Genomic DNA, 24,463 nt, shown 5'->3' with positions numbered 1-24,463 from the left:
AACAGGGAACAGTCATCTAACTGATTTGAGTTGGGAAACGAGGGTTGAGGCTTTAGCCACTGCTTGCCACAGCAAGTCAGGGTTAGCTTCGAGTAGGGACACATTCTTCTGTCTCTCTACCCGGTAAAACGTCTCGTCCTGACTCAAGGGTTGAGATTTAGGGGTGATCAATTCCTCCCCAGAAGGGCATACCCCCTGGAATTTAGGAGGGGAGAGGGATTCTAACTGCTCTAAAATTGGTGACAACAGCACACGGGCATAGCTACCATACGCCACACCTGCTACCCGATGACGGTCAGTAGAGACTGCTGCCCCCGACTCGTCTGTAGACTGTATACCGTTTTCAAAATTTGTCGTCGTTGGTGTTCTATAGGGATTTGGAAAAACGGGTTTGACCACGGAAGGATGATCGGGAACAGGTGAGCGTAAAAGCCCAAGGGATTTGAGCTTGGCTACAGTATAATCGTTTGTGCCACCCGCAAGTTGTACATATCCCGGTAAATTGGCAGCCAAAATTTTTTGAGCAAGTTTCACACTGGCGACGGTTGTACCCGCCCCAATATCTCCACTCATGGGTCGTCCATCGGTTTGCCAGATTAACGGCAATTCAACGGGTGTGATCTGTTCGGATAAGGTTTGCAGATATTCCACTACACCCTTGCCGTCAGGGCAGCTAATGGCAACCAGTTTGAGCTTGTCTAAATGGGGTTGGATACTATTCCATAGCCGTTTAAAGTCGGTTTCGCGTCCAATTTGGGTATGAATTTCTAGGGCATCTATTCCGGTTTGTAACACTAACGGTGCTATCTCATCGGGGCGGAAGACATAAGATCGAGCGTAAATTAGATCACTGGGACAAATCGCAATACAGCGTCCACAGCCATAGCAGAGTTGATCGATGACACCGGATTTCATCGAGGAAAATGCGATCGCATCCGTCGGACAAACCGTTTCGCAAGGTCGCCAACAACTGGATGGGCAAGCCGTCGCCTCAAATTCGGCTTTGCGAAAATGGGGATCTTCTCCATCATTGAGACTGACCATTAACCAGGGACGATAACGATAGCCAAATCCTAATGCTTGGGCTTGTTGCCCTAAAGATTCGGCTTCTGCTAAGGCCTCCTGAGCGATCGCAATTACTGCCGGATCAGCCGCCACGTCAATGCAGTCGGCGCCGGCTAGGGTGTATGCCAAGGTTAAACTTCTCACCGCGCCGTGATGTTGATAACTGGCTCCGCAAATGAGTTTGAACCAGTTACCCCGTTGTAAGGCTGTTAAAGGGGAATCATAAGTGTTCACTCTTTCTATGGTGACACAAGAATCAGCAATCCAGAAACCGGTCAAAATAATTACTATTGCCTATTGCAAGAGTGCCTTTCTTAACGGTCAAAAAAATAAGTTGGGTTAACCCAACTTAAGTTCGACTTAAAAGTTAAGAACAGTGTTCAAGCCGCAACATTGACATCCTTAAGGGGTGTCCATTGTACAACCCGCGCTCCTCCCATTTCTACCACCAATTTGACACGGGGTTCTTGTTGGGGGAGTTGAGTCAAAAACGCAATTTCTTGACTCGACAAAATATGACCTTCAATAATCCACAGGACTAAACCTTTCGATTTGGGCGGAAGTTGATCTAACTGGGTATTTAAAATCGGGGGAACATAATAGATGTTACCAACAGCCGCTTCATTCCCACTGCTTTTTTTACCTAAGTGGGGAGGACGAACCCCATGAACCCCAGTTAAATAAGCTGCTAAATCTCCTAAACCCCGCGCCGATAGGTTATAGGTTGTATATCCATTCGCCCGCAACCGACGACGGTATCGTCCTTCAAATCCCCCTTCCAGGGGAACATACATTCCTAAAGCTCCGTAGGTTTCTAAATCTCGAAGGAGCTTGCTCCCGGTTGTGATCAGTGCCATAACTCAATAATTAACCTCGTTTACTAAATCTTGCTTATCTTCGCTCGAAATAAACATTATAGATTTTTGACACTCCCCACGCATAGAAAGCGTTCTTTAACTTTGGGAAATAACCGAACGCCTCTAAAGTTCAATTACAAATTTTATCGGACTTGGGATAGACTCTTGACAGTTTGTTAAAATTACCCTACAATCAAAAATTGTCGCTAATCGGGCAAATGCTGTTGACTTCCAAAAGACTGATTTTCCCGGCGGTGAGAACATCGCGTTAACGGTGTTCACCCTCAAGGAGTCAGTGATTGGACAGAAATCAGTGAAGCCGAATCCGCAAGGAAACAGCACCCTACTGACGTTAAATCCTACACAAATTCGGCGTAAGCCCAGTGATCTGCATAAGGTTTAACAACCGGTCAGGAAAGGATACTGAGTAGCTTGCTGCTCAAGTCCCAGCGACATAAAAGCAGTATCGAGGGCAATCCTCGATCCACAAACCGCTTAAAACTTGTTGATAGCCGGAAAGCGTTCTAAGCTCCCCAGGGTTTATCCTCCTTTAATGGCGGGAGACTGTTTTGGTGTGTTTAAACATCCACAACTCATCTTTAATCAAGGTCTTGTGGGTTTTCAGCAAGGGGATTCTTCCTCACGGTCGATCCAAACTTTATTGTAATGCGTAGAAAAGAGAGGCTAGTTTAAGTGTCTGTAGGTATCCTCGGCACAAAAGTCGGCATGACCCAAGTGTTTGAAGTCGAAAGCGGGAAAGCGATTCCCGTCACCGTCATTCAAGCAGGGCCTTGCATTGTTACCCAGATTAAAACCAAACAAACGGACGGCTACACCGCCATCCAATTAGGGTACGGTGAAGTTCCTGATAAAAAACGCAAGCTAAATACAAAAAAATCTCCCGACAAAGAGGTCAATAAGTATCTCAGCAATGCGGAACAGGGACATTTAGCCAAATCTGGCGGCATTCCTATGCGCCACCTTAAAGAGTACCGCGTCAATGAAGCCGGAAACTTTGAATTAGGCCAACAACTCAAAGCTGATATGTTCACCCCAGGACAACTGGTAGATGTGAGTGGAACCAGCATGGGTCGTGGCTTCTCCGGTTATCAAAAACGCCATAACTTTAAACGTGGCCCTATGGCTCATGGTTCAAAAAACCACCGTCAGCCCGGTTCTATCGGCCCTGGAACCACCCCAGGCCGGGTTTATCCTGGGAAACGCATGGCCGGACAATACGGAGCCAGCCAAGTCACCACTCGCAAATTAATCGTTGTGCGTGTCGATCCTGAACGTAACCTGCTGTTAGTAAAAGGGGCTGTTCCTGGCAAACCCGGCGGTTTGTTGAGTATCGCACCCGCTAACATAGTCGGTGGCAAGTAGAGGAGGAAACAACCATGGTTGATTGTGTAGTCCGAAATTGGCAGGGTGAAAGCGTAGGACAAGCGACCCTTGACCTGAAAGTAGCATCCGAAGAAAATGCCAGTCACATTGTCCATAGAGCCTTAGTTCGGCAAATGGCGAATGCTCGTCAAGGCACAGCCTGCACCAAAACCCGTGCTGAAGTTCGGGGGGGTGGTCGGAAACCTTGGCGTCAGAAAGGAACAGGCCGTGCTAGGGCGGGTTCGATTCGTTCTCCTTTGTGGCGAGGCGGTGGGGTGATTTTTGGGCCCAAACCCAGAGACTATTCCCAAAAAATGAACCGCAAAGAAAGACAGTTAGCCCTGCGAACTGCTTTTCAAAGCCGATTTGAAGATCTAATTGTGGTTGAAGAATTTGCGGATCAGTTTTCTCGACCCAAAACCAAAGACTTAGTATCGGCGATGACCCGTTGGGGAATTGAACCCGAATCTAAAGTTTTATTGGTGTTAGCCGAGAAACAACCCAATATTTATTTATCGGGTCGCAACATCCCGAAACTGAGAATGTGCTTGGCTGATAGCCTCAACGTTTATGACGTTCTGGCTGCTGACAAAATTATAACAACGGCTGCGGCCCTCGCCAAAATTCAGGAGGTTTACGGAGATGGAGTATAATCCCGGCGATCTGATTGATTTGGTGAAGCGTCCGATTGTGACTGAAAAAGCCACGATGTTAATGGAACTGAATCAGTTTACGTTTGATGTTGATCGCAAGGCGACTAAGCCGATGATCAAACAAGCCATTGAACTGTTATTTCCCGTTAAAGTCAAAGCTGTTAATACCCATATTCCGCCACGCAAACGTCGTCGGGTTGGTAAATTTGTTGGGTACAAACCTGGCTACAAACGGGCAATCATCACCCTAGTAGATGGAGACCCCCTGCGGAAAGTCCTGTTCCCAGATGTGTAGAAAGGTTGTTGTCCGTTGTCTGTTGTCTGTTGTCGGTTAACAGTCAACCGTCAACCGTCAACTGTCAACACCTCAACCAATGTGTTTAGAATCTAAGGATCAAATATGGGAATTCGTTCATACCGACCCTATACTCCCGCTACTCGCCAACATACTGTTTCCGATTTTGCCGAGATTACTCGTTCTGAACCGGAACCTTCCTTAACGGTTTCCAAACACCGGGATAAAGGACGGAATAACCGAGGCGTGATTACCTGTCGTCATCGGGGTGGCGGACACAAAAAACTGTATCGAATTGTTGATTTCCGTCGGGATAAGCACAATATTCCCGCCAAAGTCGCTGAGATTGAATACGATCCCAACCGTAATGCGCGGATTGCCCTGGTTTATTATACCGATGGTGAAAAGCGTTATATTTTGCACCCGCTAGGACTCAAAGTCGGAACCCTGATTGTTTCTGGCCCTGACTCCCCCATCGAAGTCGGCAATGCTCTGCCCCTATCGAAAATTCCGTTAGGGACAGAAGTACATAACGTCGAATTAATCCCCGGTAAAGGCGGACAAATCGTTCGGGCTGCGGGAACAACGGCTCAAGTCATGGCTAAAGAAGGGAACTATGTCACCCTGAAACTGCCTTCTGGCGAACAACGGAAGATTCCGGCTCTATGCTACGCCACCATTGGACAAGTCGGCAATATTGATGCTCGAAACATCAGTATCGGTAAAGCGGGTCGCAACCGTTGGAAAGGTCGTCGTCCTGAAGTTCGCGGTAGCGTCATGAACCCGGTGGATCACCCTCATGGTGGTGGAGAAGGACGGGCACCGATTGGTCGTTCTGGCCCGGTTACGCCTTGGGGTAAACCCGCCTTAGGTGCGAAGACCCGCAACAAGAAAAAACGGAGTACCGCTTTAATTGTTCGTCGTCGTCGTAAATCCTCGAAACGGGGTAAAGGTGGACGGCAAACTTAATCTTGTTGACTGTTGACTGTTGACTGTTGACTGTTGACTGTTAACTGTTGACTGTTAACTGTTGACTGTTGCTGATTCCTGATTAACCGACAACTGACAACTGACAACCGACAACAAATTAACTATGTCTCGTTCACTCAAAAAAGGCCCATTTGTAGCGGATCATCTCCTGAGCAAAGTTGAAAAATTAAATGCCAAGGGAGAGAAACAAGTGATCAAAACGTGGTCAAGGGCATCCACGATCATCCCCCAAATGGTGGGTCATACGATCGCCGTCCATAACGGCAGACAACACGTTCCTGTGTTCGTTACTGAACAAATGGTTGGTCATAAATTAGGAGAATTTGCTCCCACTCGTACCTTCCGAGGTCACGCTAAAAGTGATAAAAAAGCCCGCCGTTAGGATAGTTGCATTGCCATTCAATTCCATTGAATGCCTACTAGGAATTAAAATGAACTATGGCTATAGATACTAGCTCCGAAGTAAAAGCGATCGCCCGTTACATTCGGATGTCACCCTTCAAGGTACGACGAGTTTTGGATCAGATTCGGGGACGATCCTACCGAGAAGCTTTGATCATTTTGGAATTCATGCCCTATCGGGCTTGTGAACCGATTCTCAAGGTTTTGCGCTCGGCGGTTGCTAACGCCGAACACAATTCTGGCTTAGATCCAAAGGATTTAGTGATTTCTCAGGCTTACGCCGATCAAGGGCCTTGCATTAAACGGTTTAGACCTCGCGCCCAAGGCCGTGCCTACCAAATTCGCAAGCCGACTTGTCATATTATTGTTGCTGTGGCCCCTCAAGCGGATAGCTAAGGGCGATCAGGACATCCTGGAATGGCAAGAAACGTCTAAATTCTATTCTCGCGGGAGAATCAAAATTCATCAAAATACCTCATCCTTAATCTGCTATGGGACAAAAAATTCATCCTGTTGGGTTTCGACTGGGAATTACCCAAGAGCACAGATCCCGTTGGTTTGCTGATTCTAAACAGTATCCTGAACTGTTACAGGAAGACTATACGATTCGGGAGTTTGTTCGCAAAGAACTGCATAACGCTGGGATTTCCAAAGTCCGAATTGAACGCAAAGCGGATCAAATTGATTTAGAAGTCCAAACGGCTAGACCCGGTGTTGTGGTTGGTCGTGGGGGTACAGGGATTGAATCTCTGCGCCTAGGCCTCCAGAAAAAACTGGGTAATAATCGCCAAATTCGGATCAACGTTGTAGAAGTGGCACGGGTTGATGCCGATGCTACTTTGATTGGTGAATATATCGCCCAACAACTGGAAAAACGGGTTTCCTTCCGTCGGGTGGTGCGTCAGGCGATTACGCGGGCGCAGAAGGCTGGAATTGAAGGGATCAAAATCCAGGTAAGTGGTCGGTTGAATGGGGCAGAAATTGCCCGGACAGAATGGACACGCGAAGGTAGAGTCCCTCTGCATACCCTGCGGGCTGATATTGACTACGCCTACTGTACGGCGTTGACAATTTACGGCATTCTGGGTGTTAAAGTTTGGGTCTTTAAGGGAGAGATTATTCCGGGACAGGAAGAGGTCGCTGCCTCACCGACGACTCAACCCCGTCGTAATCGGCAACCTCGTCGTCAAAAATATGACGACCGTTCTAACGAAGGATAAAGAAATTGTTGTCCGTTATCTATTTACTGATAACTGATAACTGATAACTGATAACTGATAACTGATTCGATCATGTTAAGTCCCAGAAGAACAAAGTTCCGCAAACAACAGCGGGGTCGCATGAGAGGTCTAGCGACTCGCGGTAATGATCTAAACTTCGGTGATTTTGCACTGCAAGCTTTAGAACCCTGTTGGATTACCTCTCGCCAAATTGAAGCGGCTCGTCGAGCGATGACTCGTTATATTCGTCGGGGTGGCAAAATTTGGATTCGGATTTTCCCAGATAAACCTGTAACCATGCGGGCGGCTGAAACCCGGATGGGTTCTGGGAAAGGAGCACCTGAATATTGGGTGGCTGTGGTCAAACCCGGTCGGGTGTTGTTTGAAATTGCTGGGGTTTCGGAAGAAATTGCCCGGGAAGCGATGCGGTTAGCGGCGTTTAAATTACCGATTAAAACCAAATTTATTGCCCGTTCCGTTGAGGAAGAAGCTCTGTAAATGTGTCGTTAACGGTTAACGGTTAACGGTTAACTGTCAATCCTAAAGGACTCAATTATGTCTTTTCCTAAAATCGAAGAAGCGAGACAGTTAAATGATGAAGAACTGTCCCAGCAAATCTTAGAAGTCAAAAAACAACTGGCTAACCTCCGTTTACTGAAAGCGACAGGGCGTTTAGAAAAACCCCATGAGTTTAAGCATACGCGCCATCGTTTAGCTCAATTAAAAACGGTGGAACGGGAGCGCCAATTGCAGGGGGAGTAAGAAGGAGAATTTAGATTTATAATCAATTTCTGGATTCTGGATTTTCCCAAACATTCACTTTTTGAAGAGACTTGCACTATGGCAGTAAAAGAAAGAGTTGGCTTAGTCGTTAGTAACAAGATGGATAAAACAGTGGTTGTGACGGTCGAAAACCGTTCTCCCCATCCTAAATACGGCAAAATTGTCGTTAAAACTAAACGATATAAAGCCCACGACGAAAACAACCAATGTCAAGAAGGGGATCGAGTTCGGATTTCCGAAACTCGCCCTTTAAGTAAAACAAAACGCTGGAATGTGGTCGAAATCCTAAGCGGTAGTGGAAAAACTAATCTGTAGAGACGGCCATGGCTGTCCCTCCCATTACGTTTTTATAAAGAATAGTAATACTTGAGAGGGGGAAAAATAAAACTATGATTCAAGTCCAAACGATCCTCAATGTTGCTGATAATAGCGGTGCACGAAAATTAATGTGTATTCGCGTTTTAAAAGGCGGCAACTGTCGCTATGGTGGAATCGGCGATGTCATCATTGCGGTGGTCAAGGATGCTATTCCCAATATGGCGGTGAAAAAATCCGATGTGGTTCGGGCTGTCATTGTCCGTACTCGTCATAGTTTACGTCGGGATAGCGGCATGAGCATTCGGTTTGATGACAATGCGGCTGTGATTATTAACGCAGATGGTAATCCCAGAGGTACTCGTGTATTTGGCCCTGTAGCGCGGGAACTACGGGATAAAAATTTCACGAAAATTGTTTCTCTTGCACCGGAGGTTCTTTAATGTCCAAAAAAACCACATCCGATCGACCCGAACGTTATAAAATGCACGTTAAAAAAGGTGACACTGTGCAAGTGATTACCGGGAGCGATAAGGGGAAAGTCGGAGAAATCCTGCGGGTTCTACCCAAAGCCAGTAAAGTCGTGGTCAAGGAAGTTAACGTCAGAACTAAGCACGTTAAACCCCGCCAAGAAGGCGAATCTGGCAGAATTATGACCTTTGAAGCTCCGATTCATAGTTCTAACGTGATGCTGTATTCCACCAAAGAAAACGTAGCCAGTCGGGTGTCTTACACCTTTACTGAAGACGGACGCAAGGTGAGAATGCTGAAAAAAACGGGTGAAATTATTGATTAAAGAGGGAACAGGGAACAGGGAACAGGGAACAGGGAATTGCCCATTACCCCCATTACCCATTACCCATTACCCATTCGTAATTCGTAATTCGTAATTCCAACTGTCAACGATCAACTATCCTGACCAAGCCCAGGATTCGTAAAGAGCAACAACTATGGTAGCTAAACTCAAGACTGTCTACTTGGACAAAATCGTCCCCAAAATGATGGAGCAATTCCACTATGAGAATATCCATCAAGTTCCTAAGATTGTTAAAGTCACTATCAACCGGGGTTTAGGCGAAGCTTCTCAAAACGCCAAAGCTTTAGAGTCCTCCATTAGTGAATTGGCGGTAATTACGGGACAAAAACCCGTGGTTACACGAGCCAAAAAAGCCATTGCGGGGTTCAAAATTCGCAAAGGAATGCCCGTTGGTGTGATGGTAACTCTACGTTCAGAACGGATGTATGCCTTCTTAGACCGACTGATCAATTTATCCCTGCCTCGGATTCGTGACTTTCGGGGTGTTAGTGGCAAAAGTTTTGATGGTCGGGGTAACTACAGTTTGGGTGTCCGAGAACAACTGATCTTTCCTGAAATTAGTTATGACAGTATTGATCAAATTCGAGGCTTAGATATTGCAATTGTCACCTCAGCTAAAACCGATGAAGAAGGGCGAGCCTTGCTCAAAGAAATGGGAATGCCCTTCCGGGACAACTGAGGAGTAAAGTAACGAGGAAACTATGGCGGCAAACGATACCATTGCGGATATGTTGACGCGCATTCGCAATTCTTGCATGGCGCGGCATCAAACTACACAAATTCCTGCTACAAAAATGACTCGTAGTATTGCCCAAGTTCTAAAACACGAAGGCTTTATTGCAGATTTTGAAGAAACAGGCGAAGGCATTAAAAAATTCTTGGTTGTCTCTCTCAAGTACAACTCCAAAACCAAGGCTCCCACCATTCAAAAATTACAGCGAGTCAGCCGACCGGGTTTGCGAGTGTATCGCAACCGCAAAGAACTCCCTCGCGTATTAGGTGGTATTGGCGTGGCGATTATTTCCACGTCTCATGGTGTAATGACTGACCGCGAAGCTCGACGCCAAGGACTTGGTGGTGAAGTGCTTTGTTACATTTGGTAGTTGACGGTTGACGGTTGACGGTTAACGGCCAACAGTCAACAGTCAACACCTCAACAGCCGACGGCTAAAAGTCAACACCTCAACAGTTTAAGTACCAACAAATGAGATAACTATGTCTAGAATTGGTAAACGTCCAATTTCTGTACCCAAGCAAGTCACCCTCACCATTAATGGTCAAGAGGTTACGGTTAAAGGCCCCAAGGGTGAACTCTCGCGTGTACTCCCCCCGGAAGTGGTGGTGGAACAGGAAGGAGAAACCGTCAATGTCAAACGGGCTTCCGAGTCTCGCACCGCTCGTCAGCGTCATGGTCTGTGTCGAACCCTGGTTTCCAATATGGTTGAAGGGGTTTCCAATGGCTTTGAACGTCGCTTAGAAATCCAAGGGGTCGGTTATCGTGCAGCCGTGCAAGGTACAAACCTGATTTTAAACGTGGGTTACAGCAAACCTGTGGAAATCATACCCCCGGAAGGTATTCGCGTTGCTGTTGAAAACAACACTAACGTCATTATTAGCGGGATTGACAAAGAAATTGTCGGTAATACCGCAGCCCGCGTTCGTGCTGTACGTCCCCCAGAACCCTATAAGGGTAAAGGCATTCGTTATCAAGGCGAAGTGGTCAGACGCAAAGCTGGTAAAACTGGTAAGGGTGGGAAAAAATAAATTATGAAACTAACTCGTCAAGAATCCCGCGATCGTCGTCATCGGCGAGTTCGGGTTAAGGTGTTTGGAACGGCTGAACGGCCAAGATTAGCGGTGTTTCGCTCCAACCAGCATATTTATGTGCAGGTGATTGATGATACGAAACAGCATACTTTAGCAGCCGCTTCTACTGTCGAACCCGGTTTTAAATCGGAAGATTTATCAGCCTCAAGCTGCGATGCTTCGGTGAAAATCGGTCAATTAATTGCTGAACGCGCGGTCGCTAAGGGGATCAAAAAAGTGGTTTTTGATCGGGGCGGATATATCTATCACGGCCGCGTCAAAGCCTTAGCTGATGCAGCCCGAGAAGCTGGCTTAGACTTCTAATTGGGTTGTCGGTAGACGGTTAACGGTTAACCGTTAACGGTCAATAGTTAACATCTCAATGTTGATCAGGATATTAAAAATATGGCAGAGCAGCAACAGCGGCGCAACAGCAAAAAAGGTAGCCGCACCAAAGAAAAAGAAGTCGAGTGGCAGGAACGGGTTGTCCAAATCCGTCGTGTGACTAAAGTGGTAAAAGGCGGTAAAAAACTCAGCTTTCGGGCTGTGGTGATTGTCGGCAATGAAAAAGGCCAAGTCGGTGTCGGTGTCGGTAAAGCCGCCGATGTGATTGGAGCCGTGAGAAAAGGGGTCGCTGACGGTCGTAAAAACGTTGTCGAGGTTCCCTTAACCAAAGCTAATTCAATTCCCCATCCCGTCAACGGTGCAGGAGGAGGCGCTCAAGTCATGATGCGTCCGGCTGCTCCAGGGACAGGGGTAATTGCCGGGGGAGCCGTGCGTACCGTTTTAGAACTGGCTGGCGTTCGCAATATCTTAGCGAAACAACTCGGTTCTAGCAACCCTCTGAATAATGCCAGAGCCACAATTAACGCTTTGCAATCATTACGAACCTTCGCGGATGTTGCCAAAGAGCGGGGAATTCCCATTGAGCATCTTTACGCTTAATTCCGTTAACCATCTGAAACTGTTTAAGTATAAGCAATCATGAGACTCAACGATGCTATACCCAAACCGGGCTCTCGCAAACGCGGTCGTCGCCTAGGTCGTGGGATCTCTGCTGGTCAAGGTGCAAGCTGTGGTAAAGGGATGCGAGGTCAAAACTCTCGTTCCGGTCACAGCACTCGCCCCGGCTTTGAAGGCGGTCAAAATCCTTTATATCGACGTCTTCCTAAACTCAAGGGCTTCCCTGTCGTTAATCGGAAACAGTACACTACGATTAATGTATGTCAGTTGGCATCCCTGTCTGCAAATACAGAGGTGACTCTAGCTTCCTTACTAGAAGCAGGACTCCTGACCGCAAGTCGTGGCCCTCTGAAAATTTTGGGGAATGGGGAACTGAATGTGGCTCTACGGATAGAAGCAGCTGCTTTTACTCAAGGTGCCCGTACCAAAATTGAAGCCGCAGGCGGGACTTGTGAGTTATCAGGAAATAGTTGACTGTTGACTGTTGACTGTTGACTGTTGACTGTTGACTGTTGATCTTTAACTGACAACTGACAACTGACAACTGATTACTGATTACTGATTGAGGTAGTCCTTCATGGTCGTTAGTCGAGACAAAGCGCCAACTGCACAGGAAACCTTCTTGCAGATGGCACAAGCTGCTGGTCTAAGAGGTCGGATTTTAGTCACCATTGGCTTACTCATCCTGGTGCGTGTAGGTGTATTCCTCCCGATTCCAGGTATTGATCGCGCCAGTTTTTCGGGGGCTATTCAAGGTAGTCCGTTAATTGGATTTCTCGATTTATTTTCTGGAGGCGGACTTTCGGCTCTGGGAATTTTTGCCCTAGGAATTTTGCCCTATATTAATGCCTCCATCATCATGCAATTGATGACGGCTGCTTTACCGAGTCTCGAAGATCTCCAGAAAAACGAGGGAGAAGCCGGACGGCGCAAGATTTCCCAAATTACTCGCTATGTGGCATTAGGCTGGGCCGTATTACAAAGCGTGGGAATTGCCATTTGGATTAATCCCTTTGCGAATAATCCTGGCCCCCTGTTCCAAGTTCAAGTCGTTCTGGCTCTAGTGGCGGGATCGATGTTTGTGATGTGGCTCTCGGAACTGATCACTGAACGCGGAATTGGGAATGGTGCTTCTTTACTGATTTTTCTAGGAATTGTGGCAGTATTACCCACATCCCTAGGAAATACCTTTGAGTTAGCTCAAAGCGGTGATCAGGCAATTGTCGGTCGGGTGATTCTGCTGTTAATCGTTTTCCTGGCGATGATTGTTGGGATTGTGTTTGTTCAGGAAGGGACTCGGCGAATTCCGATTGTTTCGGCTCGTCGTCAAGTTGGCCGGAAATTATACCGAGAAAAAACCAGCTATCTGCCTCTGCGATTAAATCAAGGGGGTGTGATGCCGATTATTTTTGCCTCGGCGGTATTGATCTTGCCTGCCTCCTTGTCTCAATTTACGAACAATCCGATTCTGATTCAAATTGCAACGGCTCTCACGCCTAGTGGTTCAACGCCTTGGGTGTATGCCCTTTTCTACTTGTTTTTGATTGTGTTCTTTAGCTATTTCTACGCTTCATTAATTATGAACCCTGTAGATATGGCACAGAACCTGAAGAAAATGGGTGCTAGTGTTCCCGGTATTCGTCCAGGTCGCGCCACCAGTGAGTACATTGAGCGAGTTTTAAATCGCTTGACGTTTTTGGGCGCTATCTTTTTAGGTTTAGTTGCCATTATTCCAACCATTGTTGAGAGTGCCACACGAGTCCCGACTTTTCGAGGCTTTGGAGCTACCTCTCTCCTGATTTTGGTCGGGGTAGCGATTGATACGGCTAAACAGGTGCAAACCTATGTGATTTCTCAACGATATGAAGGAATGGTGAAAAAATAGTGCGGTTGATTTTTCTCGGCCCTCCAGGGGCAGGTAAAGGCACTCAAGCAGCGATAATCGCTGAGAGTTTTGAGATTCCTCATATCTCAACGGGTGAAATTTTACGCGCCCATGTTACTCAAGAAACAGATCTGGGTCAAAAAGCCAAGGACTATATGGAACGCGGCGAATTGGTTCCTGATCAACTGATCTTGGATATGGTGCAGCATCGACTGGAACAATCCGATGCTCAAAACGGTTGGGTTTTAGACGGGTTTCCCCGAAATGTTTTTCAAGCTGATTTTGTGGCAACGACTGTACTCCCTGGGGATAGCCAAGCTGAAAAAGAGGCGAGAGAGCTTCGGGTGATTAATCTGGATGTTCCTGATGAGATTCTAGTAGAGCGATTATTGGCTAGAGGACGTCAGGATGATCATGAGGAAATCATTCGTCACCGTTTACAAGTGTATCGGGAACAAACGGCTCCTTTAATTGATTACTATGGGGAACGCCAGCAACTTCACCATATTGACGGTAATCGTTCTATGGATGAAGTTACTCAGGAGTTGAGACAGGTTGTTTCTGCTTAGGAAATCTTTTTGAGCCAGAAAGTTTTAGTAATTTTTGGCAGTCATCCTCAGCTAGGAGTGCTAAGTTGGAAGTGATCGGGCTGAAGTTACTAATAAAGTCAAGTCAACATCTCCCCTCACCCGTTTGTTTACCCTCGGTTTGAATAAAAATTACAACCAAGAGATTGACAAAAAACAGAGATTACGCTCGAATTTTTGATAAAATATGTTAAGAAATGCGTTTAAACTCGGATTTCTGAACATCATCAGATGAGCAAATCTCGGTCATTGGTTGATCGAGGGGATAGATTGTTGAATTGAGGTAAAAACAACTTGGCTAAACAAGATCTCATTGAAATGGAAGGGACAGTCACTGAATCCCTTCCCAATGCTATGTTTCGCGTAGATTTGGATAATGGGTTTAATGTCTTGGCGCATATCTCTGGAAAAATTCGTCGGAATTATATTAAGATTCTGCCCGGAGATCGAGTCAAAGTTGAATTAACCCCCTATGACTTGACCAAAGGCAGAATCACCTATCGTCTACGGAAAAAATAGATTGAAATCTTATCCCTTAGCCTTTGGGGTAAGGGTTAAACTAGATAAAAATCAGGCTTTCAGTGATATAATAATAAATTTGTTGTAGTGTCGCTCAAATTGGCATGAAAGTTAGAGCATCAGTCCGCAAGATTTGTGAAAAATGTCGCGTTATCCGTCGTCGAGGGCGGGTAATGGTGATTTGTTCTAACCCCAAGCATAAACAACGCCAAGGCTAATAACCTAGGTCGTCCTGAGAATGGGAAACAGACTCAACAACTTAAAATGCTGTGCTTCAAGTTTACACTTGAACAAGCCTCCATCCCTTGTTAAGTCTTAAGGAGTAGCTACAAGATCATTCCTTCCAACGTGAAAGAGTGTGCAGTTGAAATCAGTACAGTAGCTTCAACCTGCCAAGTAGCCCAAGCCATTCAGCAGATTGGGGATCAACTAATTGCCTATCATTTTACTGCATGATTTAGGCATTGTCGTGGTTGTACATTTTAAAGGGAGACGTTCATTGTGGCACGGATAGCCGGAGTAGACCTTCCACGAGATAAACGTGTTGAAATCGGTCTAACTTACATTTTTGGAATTGGACTTTCACGGTCTCAACAAATTCTCAAAGACACGGGTGTCAATCCTGATACCCGGATTAAAGATCTAAATGATGCTGATGTTGCCGCCCTACGGGCAGCCATTCAACTGTATCAGGTGGAAGGGGATTTGCGACGGATGGAGGCGATGAACATCAAGCGCCTCATGGATATCGGCACCTATCGAGGGCGTCGCCATCGTTTAGGTCTGCCTGTGAGGGGTCAGCGCACGAGAACGAACGCTAGAACCCGTCGGGGTGTTCGCCGTACCGTTGCTGGTAAGAAAAAAGCTGCGGCCAAGAAATAAATAGCCAGGGCGTTTCAACCGACAAGAACTGCTGATTTAAGACCAGCAGGTCTCTTAAACTCACCGAATGCGAAAATTGTAAACGAGATTACTATGGCGCGACAAACGAAAAAAACAGGGCCTAAAAAGCAAAAACGTAACGTTCCGAATGGGGTAGCCTACATTCAATCCACCTTCAACAATACGATTGTAACGATTACTGACCCCAATGGAGAGGTCATTTCCTGGGCTTCCGCCGGGTCTACGGGATTTAAAGGGGCAAAAAAGGGAACTCCTTTCGCCGCTCAAACGGCAGCAGAAAATGCCGGACGCCGAGCTAATGATCAAGGAATGCGTCAAGTAGAAGTCATGGTCAGTGGGCCAGGTGCAGGTCGAGAAACGGCGATTCGGGCGCTGCAAGGGGCTGGTTTAGAAATTACCCTGATTCGAGATATTACTCCAATTCCCCATAATGGTTGCCGTCCCCCCAAACGACGCCGCGTTTAATTACAGCGCTCATGAACGTTACAGGCGCGGAATCTCGCGTCTCTTCTAGGAAGAATGAACACTCCCTAGGGTTTCATTCTCTACCTGATATTGTCAATTCATTTTGGGGTTCAATGGAGAAGGGAGGTCCATCGGTGGCGCAGTTTAAGATTGAGTGTATTGAATCGAGCACTGATACAGACCGGAGTCAGTACGGGAAATTCGTCTTGGAACCTTTGGAACGGGGTCAAGGGACAACGGTTGGCAATGCTCTAAGACGGGTTTTACTCTCGAACTTAGAAGGAACAGCCATTACATCAGTACGGGTTGCTGGTGTTAATCATGAGTTTGCAACGATTCCAGGGGTAAGAGAAGATGTTTTGGAAATTCTGCTCAACCTCAAGGAAGTTGTACTCAAGAGCTATACCCATCAAAAACAAATTGGCCGCTTACTCGTCCAAGGCCCAGCGACGGTAACGGCGGGTCATTTTAATTTACCTCCAGAAGTTGAGGTTGTAGACAAAAACCAATATATCGCTACTCTGGCTCCAGGAGCAACCTTGGAAATGGAATTCCAAGTTGACAAGGGTACGGGGTATCGAGCCGTTGAGCGCAACCGGGATGAAGCAATGGCTTTGGATTTTCTCCAAATTGATGCTGTGTTTATGCCTGTACGGAAAGTGAATTATACCGTTGAGGATGCACGGGTGGGTGGGTCTTTAGAAAAAGACCGCCTGATCATGGAGATTTGGACAAATGGGAGTTTCACACCCCAAGAATCCCTCAGCCAAGCTTCGACAATTCTGGTGGACTTGTTCACCCCGTTGAAAGATATCACGCTGGAATCGATTAAAAGTGACCTGAATGATGATATTGATCCCACCAGCCAAATCCCGATTGAAGAACTACAGTTGTCGGTTCGAGCTTACAACTGTCTCAAACGCGCCCAAATTAACTCAGTCGCAGACTTACGAGATTATACTCAAGAAGACCTATTAGAAATTAAAAACTTCGGTCAGAAGTCTGCGGAAGAAGTGATCGAAGCGTTACAAAAACGCTTAGGAATTACGCTACCTCAAGAACGAGCCTCTAAATCCACGGCTTCATCATCTTGAGAAGTCAGTTTGACCGAATTCAGTAATCAGTAATCAGTAATCAGTTAAAGAGAAAATATAACTCTTAAATCTTACACTGATAACTGATAACTGATAACTGATAAAACCCACTCAATCATTTTCTACCTCAAGGTAATTATGCGTCATCGTTGTCGTGTTCCCCAACTGGGCAAACCTGCTGATCAGCGTAAAGCGTTACTGCGATCGCTGGCGACCGAACTGATTCGTCATGGCCGAATCACCACCACTAAAGTTAGAGCGAAAGCGGTACAATCAGAAGCGGAAAAAATGATTACCCTGGCTAAAGACGGCTCCCTAGCTGCCCGTCGCCAAGCCATGGGATATATCTATGATAAACAACTGGTTCATGCCTTATTTGATGGGGCGCAAGAACGTTATGGCTCGCGCAATGGGGGTTATACCCGTGTTGTTAGAACAGTAAGCCGTCGGGGAGATAATGCAGACATGGCAATTATTGAATTGGTGTAATCAGTAATCAGTAATCAGTTAACAGTTATCAGTGTAAGAGTTAACAGTCAACAGTTATCAGTGCGGGAGTTAAGAGTTAATGAGCTATTTTTAATTCTTACCTGATGACTGATAACGTCTTAACTGATAACTGATAACTGTTGACTGACAACTGATTTATGTGATGGATCAACAGCGTATTGCCTTGGTGATTCAGTATCAGGGAACTCACTTTCAAGGTTGGCAACGACAACCGAATCAACGCACAGTACAGCAGGAAATTGAAACCGCGATCGCAACGGTAACTCAAACTCCCGTGACACTGCACGGGGCGGGTCGCACAGATACGGGAGTTCATGCGGCGGCTCAAGTGGCGCACTTTCAGGCACCGGACTATATTCCGGCTTATCGTTGGGCGACCATTCTCAACAACCGCTTATCAGAGGATGTGTTAATTCGGGCATCAGCCTCCGTTCCCTCCTCTTGGCACGCTCGGTTTTCGGCAAAATGGCGTCGATATCGGTACACCCTGTATACAGATGCTCGACCCAACCTATTTGTCCGTCCGTTCACTTGGCATTACTATCATCATCCTCTGGATGAACAGTTAATCCAAGCTGCCTTAGAACAGTTACTGGGATATCACCATTTATCTGCATTTCAACGCAGTGGCACATCCCGCCCCCATGCTTGGGTAGATGTACAGTTCGTCAGTTGTCAACGCCAAGAACCCTTCATCCATATTGAAGTACAAGCCAGTGGATTTTTATATGGAATGATGCGGCTGTTAGTGGGGTTGCTGGTACAGGTGGGCAACGGGGAACGATCCCTAGAGGAATTTCGAGACATCTGGGCTGAAGAACGGCGAGAACTCGTTAAATATGCAGCCCCCGCCCAAGGCCTTTGCCTCTTGCGTGTCGGTTATCCAGAGTTTCCCTTTGATCCCGACATTTGGTTTGATACCTTTCCTAAATTTGTTGTTGGTTGAGGTGTTGACGGTTGACGGGTACGGACGGGTTTAGTGAGATCTATGTGTAAAGCACCAAAATTCTGATGAACCCGCCCCTACAACAGACAACAGACACCCGATTTATCGAGAATTTGGGTCTAAAACCCCGTGCTTTGAGCATCGGCTTTGGATTAAGATAAAGATGGTTGAAATCCCCAAGGTGGGCGGTTGTGAAGCGGCTTTTAGTCGGCACCCTCGAACCTGAAAACTCCTTGAGAGTAACAACAAGGGTAGCGAAAACCTTGTAAAACACAGAAGCGAGAATCAACGCATTCTCATGACCAGAAAACACATAATTGGGTTTGAGCAATTAAGGTAGGGCGGGGCACGCCCAAACTCTAGGTCGTATCCTAGTAAGCTTTTGGAGATAGACCCTCTGGAGTTGCCGTAAGTCAGGCTCGTCAATTGGTGACTTTTCACGATTGAAAGGTTTGAGTATTGCTCGAAAGAGATACGGTGCTTAAAGGTCAGTTGCTGAATTAAGAATCTCCGCGCGTTTACGCGCCGAGAGTGTCAATCTTAAACTTAAGGACAATCAAGAATGAGCACAAAAACCTTCCTTCCTTCGGAAGCTTCCTTAGAACCGAAATGGTATGTCATTGATGCGGCTGACCAACGCTTAGGTCGTTTAGCCTGCGAAGTCGCTCGCATTATTCGGGGAAAAAATAAACCCATTTACACCCCTCATATAGACACAGGTGACTTTGTGATTATTGTGAATGCGGAAAAAATTCAAGTGACGGGTAAAAAGCGGACTCAAAAACTGTATCGCCGTCACTCCGGTAGACCGGGGGGCATGAAAATCGAAACTTTTGACAAATTGCAGGCCCGTGTACCGGAACGAATTATTGAGCAAGCCGTTAAGGGGATGCTGCCCAAAAATGCCCTGGGACGGAACCTGTTTACTAAACTCAAAGTCTACACAGGGCCGGATCATCCTCATCAAGCTCAAAAACCCGAAACCTTAACAATCAATACTATTCCAACAGGAGGTAATTAATGCAAGCAACTGATACTGGCGCTGCCGTTTACTGGGGAACTGGCCGTCGTAAATGCTCTGTGGCTCAAGTTCGCCTCGTCCCTGGTACGGGCAAATTGACGATTAATGGCAAAGAAGGCGAGTTGTATCTGCAATACAACATGGGCTATCTGGCTGCTGCCAAAGCTCCCCTAGACACCCTAGGCCTGGAAAATGAATATGATATTTTAGTCAGTGTCAAAGGGGGAGGTTTAACGGGTCAAGCCGAGTCCATCCGTTTAGGTGTGGCCCGTGCTTTGTGTGAACTCAGCCCGGATAACCGCAAACCGCTCAAAACTGAAGGTTACTTAACCCGTGACCCCCGTGCTACAGAGCGGAAAAAATATGGTTTACGCAAAGCGCGTAAAGCACCTCAATACTCCAAACGTTAAACCCCTACTGGGTTTACCGTCTAATCCGGGGCTAATCCCCGTTAAAATGATTATCAAAGACCTTGTAGAATTTAGCAGATCAAAACCATGCCTAAACCTGGTATTCACCCTGAATGGTATCCAGAGGCTGAAGTCTATTGCAACGGTGAATTAGTCACAACCGTTGGTTCCACTCAGCCTCGGCTTTATGTTGATGTGTGGTCAGGAAATCATCCTTTCTACACCGGAACTCAGAAAATTCTAGACACCGAAGGACGAGTTGAACGCTTCCTGCGGAAATACGGCATGATCGATGATAAGCAATCCCAGGAATAGCGAGGTTGTCGTTTGTCTGTGGTCAATTGTCTGTGGCTTTCTCTGCTGACAACTGACTTTTTCAACTCAGGCAGGGCAAATACGGCTGATTTCAAGCTGGATTCAGCCCTCCTTAGCCCCTGAGTCGGTTTAGATAACCTGAACGGCTAAATTTTGAATTTCTGAGAACTGACACTGACAAAGGACAACTGAGATCATGGCTGATGCTTATCTTGTCGATAAACTTAAATCTATTGAACAAACTTTCAACGAATTAACCCTGCGTTTAGCTGATCCTGATATTGCTTCTGACCCCGATGAATTTCAACGGGTGGCGATGGCTCGCTCCTCCATGGAAGAAATTGTTTTAGCTTATCAGGACTGGAAAATTGCTCAAGAAGAACTTATAGGCTCTCGTCAAGTCATGAAGGAAGCCGGAGATGATCCCGAAATGCGGGAAATGGCTTGCTTGGAAGTGGCTGATTTGGAAACTAAAATTAGTCAGCTGGAAATTCTCCTGAAAGTCTTGTTACTACCCCGTGACCCCAACGATGATAAAAACGTCATGCTGGAAATTCGGGCGGGAACAGGAGGGGAAGAAGCGAGTATTTGGGCGGGGGATTTAGTGCGAATGTACACCCGATATGCCGAAAGCCAAGGCTGGCGGGTGAGTATGGTCAGTGAGTCCGTCGCCGATATGGGTGGCTTTAAGGAGGCAATTTTAGAAATCCAAGGGGACAGCGTTTACAGTAAACTCAAGTTTGAGGCTGGGGTTCATCGAGTTCAACGAGTTCCGGTAACGGAAGCCGGGGGTCGGGTTCATACCTCCACCGCAACGGTGGCTATAATGCCTGAAGTTGATGAAGTGGAAATCGCTATTGACGCCAAGGATATTGAGATGACCACGGCTCGTTCTGGGGGTGCTGGTGGCCAAAATGTGAACAAGGTAGAAACGGCTGTTGACCTGTTCCACAAACCTTCGGGGATTCGGATTTTCTGTACAGAAGAACGGAGTCAGTTAAAAAACCGAGAACGGGCGATGCAAATTTTACGCGCTAAGTTGTATGAAGCCAAACTGCGGGAACAACAGGAAGCTGTAACTTCTATGCGACGTTCCCAGGTGGGAACGGGGTCACGTTCGGAAAAAATTCGTACCTATAACTATAAAGACAATCGAGTCACTGATCATCGCTTAGGCGAAAACTTCCCTCTGAGTACGTTTTTGGAAGGAAGTTTGGACAGTGTACTCAGTGCTTGTATTGTTAAAGATCAAGAAGAACGGTTAGCTGAATTAGCGAACTCCACATCTAATCCAGTTTCGGTGTAATCAAATCGGTTTTGGCTTTTATGTTGTGATCGGGTTCAGGATAGAGTAAGCCATTTCTGTAGAAAGTGCGAGAACTTGTTTGAGTCTCGCCTTTTTTTTACACTCTACCGATTAAGATAGAATAACAGTTACAGTGAATTTTTTATGCTCCGGGCTGCACTCTTGAACCCAGGATTTTATCTAATTTTATTTTTTAGTTGCATAGAGATCAAGGTATGCCTGAAAGCAAACTAAAACTTATGGTGGTTGATGATGAGCGAGATAATCTCGATCTGCTCTATCGGACATTTCGGCGGGAATTTCAGGTATTTAGAGCCGATAGTCCATCAGGAGCGATGGATATTCTCGATAAGGAAGGAGAAATGGCGGTGATTATTTCTGATCAAAGTATGCCTGAAATGACGGGAATTGAATTTTTAAGCCGAGTCACCCAGCTTTTCCCTGATACAATTAGGATTCTACTGACGGGTTATTCGGAAGATGCTTTAGATCTCGATGCGGAAACGATGACATCGGCTCATATCTTTAAGTGTATTACTAAGCCCTGGGAGCCTGAAGCTTTTAAAGCCATTATTCAAAATGCAGTAGAAATCTATAAAGCCACTAAACAAGGACGTGATTAACCACTAGACTTAAATTGTTCAAAAACATGGAAATCACCGATTTGTTTTGCTCAAATTTTATCCCTAATAAAATCCTGCCACTGGGGGTAAATACAATTAAAATTGATTGAATTTATTAAGGTAATATGAAGTTCTTAAATGTTTGCTACAAATACTTGATCGGGCTTGTTCCCTGTTCCCTGTTCCCTGTTCCCTGGCTATCTAAAGGAGATTGATAATGTTAAGACTTGAACATATTAGTAAAATCTATTCTACGGGTTTAGTTCTTAAAGATATTAACTGGGAAGTAAAATCGGGAGAGCGCGTTGGTTTAGTTGGGGTAAATGGAGCCGGAAAATCAACCCAATTAAAAATTATTGCGGGGGAAATTGAACCGACCTCTGGGGAAATTATTCGACCATCAAGTTTGAAAATTGCCTATTTAACTCAAGAATTTGAAGTTAACCCGACTCATACGGTGCGGGAAGAATTTTGGACAGTGTTTCAAGCCGCAAATCAGATCCATGAATCTTTGACTCAAGTGCAACATGAAATGCAAACCGCAACTCCAGAGGAGTTAGATCAATTAATTAAAAAATTAGATCGTTTACATCGAGAATTGGAAGCCATTGGAGGATATACATTAGAATCTCAAATTGAGAAAATATTACCCGAAATGGGATTTGATTCGGAAGATGGCGATCGCTTAGTTAGCGCTTTTAGTGGAGGTTGGCAAATGCGAATGAGTTTAGGAAAAATTTTACTTCAAGAACCGGATTTATTATTATTAGATGAACCCACAAACCATTTAGATTTAGAAACCATTGAATGGTTAGAAACCTATCTTAAAGGGTTAACAACACCGATGGTGATTGTTTCCCATGACCGCGAATTTTTAGATCGTCTTTGTACTCAAATTGTGGAAACAGAACAGGGTGTTTCTAAAACTTATCTAGGAAATTATTCGGCTTATTTACAACAAAAAGAAGAAGCTGAATTAGCTCAATTAAGTGCCTATGAACGGCAACAAAAAGAGTTAGAAAAACAACAGGCTTTTGTAGAGCGATTTCGCGCCAGTGCGACCCGCAGTACCCAAGCCAAAAGCCGAGAAAAACAACTTGATAAAATAGAACGAATTGAAGCCCCCAGTTATTCATCTCCGACCCTGAAATTTCGATTTCCGGTGGCGGTGAGAAGTGGTCGAGAAGTGGTTAATATTAAAGATTTAACTCATTTTTATGATGATAAAATCTTATTTTTAGGGACAGAATTATTAGTTGAACGAGGCGATCGCATTGCCTTTTTAGGGCCGAATGGTTGCGGAAAATCAACGTTACTGCGTTTAATTATGGGCTTAGAAGCACCCACAGAAGGAGAGGTTTCTTTAGGACAACATAACGTGATTCCGGGGTATTTTGAACAGAATCAAGCGGAGGCTTTAGATTTAGAAAAAACCGTGATGGATACTATTCATGATGAAGTTCCCGACTGGAAAAATGAAGAAGTTAGAACCTTATTAGGGCGGTTTTTATTTAGTGGAGATACAGTTTTAAAACAGGTTAATGCTTTAAGTGGAGGGGAAAAAGCCCGTTTAGCCTTAGCGAAATTATTACTTCAACCTGTGAATTGTTTGATTTTAGATGAACCCACAAACCATTTAGATATTCCCGCAAAAGAAATGTTAGAGGAAGCTCTACAACATTATGATGGGACGGTTTTAATTGTTTCCCATGACCGTTATTTTATTTCTCGTGTTGCTAATAAAATCGTTGAAATTCGAGATGGAGAGTTTCGGGTTTATTTAGGGGATTATCATTATTATCTCGATAAACTGGAAGAAGAAAAAGAACAAGCGCGTTTAGCTAAATTGGAAGCAGAGAAAGCAGCTAAAAAGGCGGCTAAGGATGCGAAGAAAAAAACTAAGGCTAAAGGGAAATAATATGAAATCCAATTATCAACGCTACAGATGATCCCCCCCAACCCCCTTAATTAGAAACCCGGTTTCTTGAAGTTGTGCGATCGCTCTTGATTGACACTTTCAGAATCAGCCTTTGTACTGTAAAATAAAATTAGACCTAGTTTACAATATAGTTTCTAAAATTATGGAAATGGAAACCTTAAAACAATTGATGAAAGAAAGCATTCGAGAAGTTATTAGAGAAGAACGTCTCTCGTTAATGCAAGTTTTAATTCCTGATGTGAGTGATCAAGAAATGAAGGAAATTATTAAAAAATTTGATTCCCCAGAAAAATATGATGAGCAGGATTTCGTTGATATGACGACATGGGTAAACAATGAAAGTTAAATTGAGTAAAAATTCTGTTAAATTTTTAAATAGTTTATCTAAAAA

36 protein-coding genes are annotated in these 24,463 nt (G+C 45.4%); 34 read left to right on the top strand and 2 right to left on the bottom strand.

Annotation, left to right across the window (positions count from 1 at the left end; genetic code table 11):
- Window positions 1-12 precede the first annotated feature (12 nt).
- Window positions 13-1,299 (bottom strand): circadian clock protein LdpA, encoded by a 1,287-nt coding sequence (gene ldpA, locus PL8927_RS14020; RefSeq protein ID WP_083622560.1) that lies wholly within the window; start codon window positions 1,297-1,299, stop codon window positions 13-15.
- 146 nt (window positions 1,300-1,445) lie between these two features.
- Window positions 1,446-1,922 (bottom strand): NAD(P)H-quinone oxidoreductase subunit N, encoded by a 477-nt coding sequence (gene ndhN / locus PL8927_RS14015; protein WP_083622558.1) that lies wholly within the window; start codon window positions 1,920-1,922, stop codon window positions 1,446-1,448.
- 693 nt (window positions 1,923-2,615) lie between these two features.
- Here ndhN and rplC point away from each other — a divergent pair.
- The 34 genes from rplC to PL8927_RS13845 all read left to right on the top strand — a co-directional run bounded on the left by rplC (window position 2,616) and on the right by PL8927_RS13845 (window position 24,418).
- Window positions 2,616-3,305, top strand: coding sequence for a 50S ribosomal protein L3 (gene rplC, locus PL8927_RS14010; protein WP_083622556.1), 690 nt, complete (start codon window positions 2,616-2,618; stop codon window positions 3,303-3,305).
- A gap of 14 nt (window positions 3,306-3,319) precedes the next feature.
- The gene (gene rplD / locus PL8927_RS14005) at window positions 3,320-3,958 is read left to right on the top strand and encodes a 50S ribosomal protein L4 (RefSeq protein ID WP_083622554.1); all 639 of its coding nucleotides are present in this window, start codon (window positions 3,320-3,322) and stop codon (window positions 3,956-3,958) included.
- Window positions 3,948-4,253: a 50S ribosomal protein L23 gene (locus PL8927_RS14000; RefSeq protein WP_083622552.1), complete on the top strand. Its 306-nt coding sequence runs from the start codon at window positions 3,948-3,950 to the stop codon at window positions 4,251-4,253. The genes rplD and PL8927_RS14000 overlap by 11 nt, the downstream gene beginning before the upstream one ends.
- Before the next feature lie 105 nt (window positions 4,254-4,358).
- Window positions 4,359-5,222 carry a 50S ribosomal protein L2 gene (rplB, locus tag PL8927_RS13995; RefSeq protein ID WP_083622549.1) on the top strand — a complete coding sequence of 288 codons (864 nt, stop codon included), beginning with the start codon at window positions 4,359-4,361 and terminating at the stop codon, window positions 5,220-5,222.
- Window positions 5,223-5,346: 124 nt separating this feature from the next.
- Window positions 5,347-5,625 carry a 30S ribosomal protein S19 gene (rpsS, locus tag PL8927_RS13990; RefSeq protein WP_083622547.1) on the top strand — a complete coding sequence of 93 codons (279 nt, stop codon included), beginning with the start codon at window positions 5,347-5,349 and terminating at the stop codon, window positions 5,623-5,625.
- A gap of 56 nt (window positions 5,626-5,681) precedes the next feature.
- Entirely contained in the window at window positions 5,682-6,041 is a 360-nt protein-coding gene (gene rplV, locus PL8927_RS13985; RefSeq protein ID WP_083622545.1) for a 50S ribosomal protein L22, read from the top strand.
- A 95-nt stretch (window positions 6,042-6,136) separates the two neighbouring features.
- Window positions 6,137-6,865 (top strand): 30S ribosomal protein S3, encoded by a 729-nt coding sequence (rpsC, locus tag PL8927_RS13980; protein WP_083622542.1) that lies wholly within the window; start codon window positions 6,137-6,139, stop codon window positions 6,863-6,865.
- 72 nt (window positions 6,866-6,937) lie between these two features.
- The gene (gene rplP, locus PL8927_RS13975) at window positions 6,938-7,363 is read left to right on the top strand and encodes a 50S ribosomal protein L16 (RefSeq protein WP_083622540.1); all 426 of its coding nucleotides are present in this window, start codon (window positions 6,938-6,940) and stop codon (window positions 7,361-7,363) included.
- A 57-nt stretch (window positions 7,364-7,420) separates the two neighbouring features.
- A complete protein-coding gene (rpmC, locus tag PL8927_RS13970; RefSeq protein WP_083622537.1) occupies window positions 7,421-7,627 on the top strand; it encodes a 50S ribosomal protein L29 in 207 nt (68 codons plus the stop codon).
- Window positions 7,628-7,705: 78 nt separating this feature from the next.
- The gene (gene rpsQ, locus PL8927_RS13965; RefSeq protein ID WP_083622535.1) at window positions 7,706-7,963 is read left to right on the top strand and encodes a 30S ribosomal protein S17; all 258 of its coding nucleotides are present in this window, start codon (window positions 7,706-7,708) and stop codon (window positions 7,961-7,963) included.
- A gap of 74 nt (window positions 7,964-8,037) precedes the next feature.
- Window positions 8,038-8,406, top strand: coding sequence for a 50S ribosomal protein L14 (gene rplN, locus PL8927_RS13960; RefSeq protein WP_072719720.1), 369 nt, complete (start codon window positions 8,038-8,040; stop codon window positions 8,404-8,406).
- On the top strand, window positions 8,406-8,759 hold the full coding sequence (gene rplX / locus PL8927_RS13955; RefSeq protein ID WP_083622533.1) for a 50S ribosomal protein L24: 354 nt from the start codon (window positions 8,406-8,408) through the stop codon (window positions 8,757-8,759). Before rplN ends, rplX begins: the two co-directional genes overlap by 1 nt.
- A 154-nt stretch (window positions 8,760-8,913) precedes the next feature.
- Window positions 8,914-9,459: a 50S ribosomal protein L5 gene (gene rplE / locus PL8927_RS13950; protein ID WP_083622531.1), complete on the top strand. Its 546-nt coding sequence runs from the start codon at window positions 8,914-8,916 to the stop codon at window positions 9,457-9,459.
- Window positions 9,460-9,481: 22 nt separating this feature from the next.
- Window positions 9,482-9,883: a 30S ribosomal protein S8 gene (gene rpsH, locus PL8927_RS13945; protein ID WP_083622529.1), complete on the top strand. Its 402-nt coding sequence runs from the start codon at window positions 9,482-9,484 to the stop codon at window positions 9,881-9,883.
- A 112-nt stretch (window positions 9,884-9,995) separates the two neighbouring features.
- Complete coding sequence (rplF, locus tag PL8927_RS13940; protein ID WP_083622526.1) at window positions 9,996-10,544, top strand: 50S ribosomal protein L6; 549 nt, start codon at window positions 9,996-9,998, stop codon at window positions 10,542-10,544.
- Window positions 10,545-10,547: 3 nt separating this feature from the next.
- Window positions 10,548-10,910 (top strand): 50S ribosomal protein L18, encoded by a 363-nt coding sequence (gene rplR / locus PL8927_RS13935; RefSeq protein WP_083622524.1) that lies wholly within the window; start codon window positions 10,548-10,550, stop codon window positions 10,908-10,910.
- An 81-nt stretch (window positions 10,911-10,991) separates the two neighbouring features.
- Window positions 10,992-11,531 (top strand): 30S ribosomal protein S5, encoded by a 540-nt coding sequence (gene rpsE / locus PL8927_RS13930; RefSeq protein WP_083622521.1) that lies wholly within the window; start codon window positions 10,992-10,994, stop codon window positions 11,529-11,531.
- Between the two features lie 39 nt (window positions 11,532-11,570).
- Window positions 11,571-12,023: a 50S ribosomal protein L15 gene (gene rplO / locus PL8927_RS13925; protein WP_083622519.1), complete on the top strand. Its 453-nt coding sequence runs from the start codon at window positions 11,571-11,573 to the stop codon at window positions 12,021-12,023.
- Between the two features lie 103 nt (window positions 12,024-12,126).
- On the top strand, window positions 12,127-13,434 hold the full coding sequence (secY, locus tag PL8927_RS13920) for a preprotein translocase subunit SecY (RefSeq protein WP_083622516.1): 1,308 nt from the start codon (window positions 12,127-12,129) through the stop codon (window positions 13,432-13,434).
- Window positions 13,431-14,003 (top strand): adenylate kinase, encoded by a 573-nt coding sequence (locus tag PL8927_RS13915; protein WP_083622513.1) that lies wholly within the window; start codon window positions 13,431-13,433, stop codon window positions 14,001-14,003. The genes secY and PL8927_RS13915 overlap by 4 nt, the downstream gene beginning before the upstream one ends.
- Window positions 14,004-14,315: 312 nt before the next feature.
- Window positions 14,316-14,540: a translation initiation factor IF-1 gene (infA, locus tag PL8927_RS13910; RefSeq protein WP_008191178.1), complete on the top strand. Its 225-nt coding sequence runs from the start codon at window positions 14,316-14,318 to the stop codon at window positions 14,538-14,540.
- 104 nt (window positions 14,541-14,644) lie between these two features.
- A complete protein-coding gene (gene rpmJ / locus PL8927_RS13905) occupies window positions 14,645-14,758 on the top strand; it encodes a 50S ribosomal protein L36 (protein ID WP_071782548.1) in 114 nt (37 codons plus the stop codon).
- Window positions 14,759-15,041: 283 nt separating this feature from the next.
- On the top strand, window positions 15,042-15,422 hold the full coding sequence (rpsM, locus tag PL8927_RS13900) for a 30S ribosomal protein S13 (RefSeq protein WP_083622511.1): 381 nt from the start codon (window positions 15,042-15,044) through the stop codon (window positions 15,420-15,422).
- 93 nt (window positions 15,423-15,515) lie between these two features.
- Window positions 15,516-15,908, top strand: a complete 393-nt coding sequence (gene rpsK / locus PL8927_RS13895) for a 30S ribosomal protein S11 (RefSeq protein WP_083622508.1) — start codon at window positions 15,516-15,518, stop codon at window positions 15,906-15,908.
- 134 nt (window positions 15,909-16,042) lie between these two features.
- Entirely contained in the window at window positions 16,043-17,002 is a 960-nt protein-coding gene (locus PL8927_RS13890) for a DNA-directed RNA polymerase subunit alpha (RefSeq protein ID WP_197047420.1), read from the top strand.
- A gap of 138 nt (window positions 17,003-17,140) precedes the next feature.
- Window positions 17,141-17,491: a 50S ribosomal protein L17 gene (gene rplQ, locus PL8927_RS13885; protein WP_083622502.1), complete on the top strand. Its 351-nt coding sequence runs from the start codon at window positions 17,141-17,143 to the stop codon at window positions 17,489-17,491.
- 160 nt (window positions 17,492-17,651) lie between these two features.
- Window positions 17,652-18,458 carry a tRNA pseudouridine(38-40) synthase TruA gene (gene truA, locus PL8927_RS13880; protein WP_083622499.1) on the top strand — a complete coding sequence of 269 codons (807 nt, stop codon included), beginning with the start codon at window positions 17,652-17,654 and terminating at the stop codon, window positions 18,456-18,458.
- A gap of 562 nt (window positions 18,459-19,020) precedes the next feature.
- The gene (gene rplM, locus PL8927_RS13875) at window positions 19,021-19,479 is read left to right on the top strand and encodes a 50S ribosomal protein L13 (RefSeq protein ID WP_083622496.1); all 459 of its coding nucleotides are present in this window, start codon (window positions 19,021-19,023) and stop codon (window positions 19,477-19,479) included.
- Window positions 19,479-19,889 (top strand): 30S ribosomal protein S9, encoded by a 411-nt coding sequence (gene rpsI, locus PL8927_RS13870; RefSeq protein ID WP_083622493.1) that lies wholly within the window; start codon window positions 19,479-19,481, stop codon window positions 19,887-19,889. The genes rplM and rpsI overlap by 1 nt, the downstream gene beginning before the upstream one ends.
- A gap of 87 nt (window positions 19,890-19,976) precedes the next feature.
- The gene (rpmE, locus tag PL8927_RS13865) at window positions 19,977-20,204 is read left to right on the top strand and encodes a 50S ribosomal protein L31 (protein ID WP_083622490.1); all 228 of its coding nucleotides are present in this window, start codon (window positions 19,977-19,979) and stop codon (window positions 20,202-20,204) included.
- 196 nt (window positions 20,205-20,400) lie between these two features.
- Window positions 20,401-21,510: a peptide chain release factor 1 gene (prfA, locus tag PL8927_RS13860; RefSeq protein ID WP_083622487.1), complete on the top strand. Its 1,110-nt coding sequence runs from the start codon at window positions 20,401-20,403 to the stop codon at window positions 21,508-21,510.
- A 215-nt stretch (window positions 21,511-21,725) separates the two neighbouring features.
- Entirely contained in the window at window positions 21,726-22,133 is a 408-nt protein-coding gene (locus PL8927_RS13855; RefSeq protein ID WP_083622484.1) for a response regulator, read from the top strand.
- A gap of 217 nt (window positions 22,134-22,350) precedes the next feature.
- On the top strand, window positions 22,351-24,051 hold the full coding sequence (locus tag PL8927_RS13850; RefSeq protein WP_083622481.1) for an ABC-F family ATP-binding cassette domain-containing protein: 1,701 nt from the start codon (window positions 22,351-22,353) through the stop codon (window positions 24,049-24,051).
- A gap of 163 nt (window positions 24,052-24,214) precedes the next feature.
- The gene (locus tag PL8927_RS13845) at window positions 24,215-24,418 is read left to right on the top strand and encodes a hypothetical protein (protein ID WP_083622478.1); all 204 of its coding nucleotides are present in this window, start codon (window positions 24,215-24,217) and stop codon (window positions 24,416-24,418) included.
- Window positions 24,419-24,463 lie beyond the last annotated feature (45 nt).

It is taken from the genome of Planktothrix serta PCC 8927, from assembly GCF_900010725.2.
In the GTDB taxonomy this organism is placed as follows: domain Bacteria; phylum Cyanobacteriota; class Cyanobacteriia; order Cyanobacteriales; family Microcoleaceae; genus Planktothrix; species Planktothrix serta.
This window is presented reverse-complemented; position numbering and strand designations above follow the sequence as displayed.